Below are 2,714 nucleotides of genomic sequence, written 5' to 3'. Positions count from 1 at the left end.
CAGCCCGGCGCGCTTGGCACGGGCCGAAGGGCGGGGGCGTTTCGGTCTCCTTGTAATCGGGAATGGCGGCGCGAGCCGGTCACGCAGGTCGCCTTCATGCGCATCTCGGCATCCTCGAGCTTCGAGGCAGGGCGCATCTCGGGAAGACGCGGACTGGGCGTCTCGGCGGCCTTTGGGGTGGACGTCTGGGGCGCGGCGGATAGTGCGGCGGACAGTTGGGTCTTCGGCGCTTCCGCCTTAGAGACCTGCGCCTGCGGCGCGAGCGCTTGCGGTGTGGCTTGGGCGAACGGCGCGGCGGGCTTGGCCTCCACAGGGCTCGTGAACGGGGCGCGCGGCTTTGCGCTCGCCGCTGGCGCGCTCTGCTCGAGCTGCTGCACGAGCTGCTTCAGGGATTTGTGGACCGCTTCGATCGTGCCCGCCAGCTTGTCGTCCGACTGGCGGCTCCGGTCGTCCATGGAGGAGAGCTCGCGCTGCATGGCGTCGAGCCGCTCGGTGGTCTTTTTGGTGTCGTCGGCGACGAGGCGCGCGGCGTCCTTCGCGGCCCTAGCGGCGATCTCCTGAAGCTGCGTCGGGTCGAGCGCGGCAGGCTCTTGCGCGGCGTCCTTCTCGTCCAGCCGCGCGATCAGCTTGAGCAGGTGGTCTTCGACCCCGCCGATCCTGCCGAGCTGCTCTTCGGCCCGGGTAAGTTGCTGACCCATATCGGCAATTTGTCTCTCGACATGCTCGAGGGCCGCGCCGCTCGGGACCGTCTCCAGGCTCTGGGCAATCTGCGCACCGATCTCGTCGAGCCGCGTGTTCAGGGCTTCGATGGTGCTGGTGGGCATCGCCGCGCCGATCGACTGTTCCAGCCGCTCGGCCATCTCGACGATGCGCTTGTCGAGATTGGCGTGCTCGGGAGCAAAATCCTCAAAGGGAGAGCCGGGGCTCGCGTATTTGGGCGCGGTGGCCCCGTAGCCGAAATCGGCGAGGTCGGAATCCGGCGCCAGCCGGGACCGCGTCTTCGACGCCATCACGGATCGCGCAAACCGGCTCGGCTCCGGCTCGGTGCCGTAGGGGTCCCGCGCGCTCTCCTCGATATCCGCGCGCAAACCGCCGGAAAGCGCCTGTCCGAGGCGCTCGAAATCGTCGAGTGGCGTCGCGCCTTCGGTCTCGAGCCGGCGGGCAAGATTGCTGACTTGGGTATGCAACCGGTGGAAGGTGTCGGCGTCCTCGGGCGCGCCGGTCTCCCGCGCGGCATCCGTGGTCTGAGAGAGATGGTCGAGCCTGGCATGAAGGTCGTCGAGCGCTTCGCCGTAGCGGCGCTCGCTGTCCTCGATGCGCTCCACCAGGCGCCGCAACAGGGTTTCGACGGTGCCTTGGTCCATAGGTTGGTCCTCGGAGGAGGCATCGCTTCCGTGAGCGGCGTTGCTGGTTTGCCAACTTGCTTCTGAAGCCATACCGTTCCCCATGGAGTTACGCCGCCGATTCCGCGCCCCCGCGGGTGACGGCCTGGCCGCAACACGTGTGACGAAGCGGTCTCGATGACGGTGGCAAGGCTGGGTAAATTTTCTCTTAAGGAATGCCCTGGAATGGGACGATTCTGCGCTTCTCACAGCGCGGAACCGGGGAGAGCACGCGATGTCTGATCTGGTCGAATCGAGCCATATCCTGACCGTGCCGACCCACGGCAAGGGCTTCGTCGAGATCACGCGCGAGATTTCAGCCTGGCTCGAGGGCATCGGCGCCGACGGCGGGCTCCTCACCGTCTTCGTCTCTCACACCTCGGCCTCCCTCACCATTCAGGAGAACGCCGATCCGAATGTGCGGGTGGATCTGCTCGATGCGCTCGAGCTGTTGGCGCCGGAGGACCGGGCCTATGCCCATCACGAGGAAGGGCCCGACGACATGCCGAGCCATATCAAGGCGATGCTCACCGCGGTCAGCCTGTCGATCCCGGTGCGGGACAGCGCCATGACCCTCGGCACCTGGCAGGGCGTCTATCTGATCGAGCATCGGGCCGCGCCGCATCAGCGCCGCGTCGTCCTGAGCTTCATCGGCCGTACGGCCTGATCAGTTTCCGGCGAAGATCCGCGTCGCGGCGATCAGCTCATGCACGATGCCGGGCTCCGTCATGGCGTGGCCGGCATCCGGCACCACGCGCAAATCCGCTTGCGGCCAAGCGGATGCGAGATCGAAGGCGTTCTTAACCGGCGTCACCACGTCGTAGCGGCCGTGCACGATCACGCCGGGAATATCCTTCAGACGGCCCGCGTTGCGCAGGAGCTGATCGTCGGTGTCGAAGAAGCCGCGATTGACGAAGTAGTGACTCTCGATGCGCGCAAACGCGAGCGCATAGTAGTCTTCGGAGAATTGCCGCTCCCGGTCGAAATCCGGAAGCAGGGAAAGTGTACGTCCTTCCCAGGCGCTCCACGCGCGCGCCGCCTCGACCTGGACGAAAGGGTCCTCGCTTGTGAGCCGTTTGTAGTAGGCCGCGATCATGTCGGCGCGCTCCCCCTTGGGGATGACGCTGACATAGTCGGCGAACGCGTCGGGAAACAGCCAGCTACAGCCGTCCTGATAGAACACTCACAGCTCCGCGCGCCGCAGCCATGAAAATGCCGCGTAGGATCAGCGCGCGCACGCGCTCGGGATGGGTTTGCGGCATAGGCCAGCGCCAGGGTTGAGCCCCATGAGCCGCCGAACACCTGCCAGCGGTCGATGCCGAGATGCTCACG

The 2,714-nt window shown here is 66.3% G+C and carries 1 protein-coding gene and 2 pseudogenes; 1 reads left to right on the top strand and 2 read right to left on the bottom strand.

All coding sequences use genetic code 11. The annotated features are described in order from the left end of the window. A pseudogene (locus tag AUC71_RS13420) lies at window positions 1–1,364 on the bottom strand (hypothetical protein); the annotation flags it as partial. A 253-nt stretch (window positions 1,365–1,617) separates the two neighbouring features. Here AUC71_RS13420 and AUC71_RS13415 point away from each other — a divergent pair. After that, window positions 1,618–2,049 carry a secondary thiamine-phosphate synthase enzyme YjbQ gene (locus AUC71_RS13415; protein WP_069624653.1) on the top strand — a complete coding sequence of 144 codons (432 nt, stop codon included), beginning with the start codon at window positions 1,618–1,620 and terminating at the stop codon, window positions 2,047–2,049. Here the strand turns inward: AUC71_RS13415 and pip are convergent. Continuing rightward, window positions 2,050–2,714: pseudogene (gene pip, locus AUC71_RS13410) on the bottom strand (prolyl aminopeptidase); the annotation flags it as partial.

Origin of the sequence: Methyloceanibacter marginalis, from assembly GCF_001723295.1 — a bacterium.
Lineage (GTDB): Bacteria > Pseudomonadota > Alphaproteobacteria > Rhizobiales > Methyloligellaceae > Methyloceanibacter > Methyloceanibacter marginalis.
The sequence above is the reverse complement of the archived record's forward strand: the minus strand, read 5'-3'. Positions and strand labels throughout refer to the sequence as shown.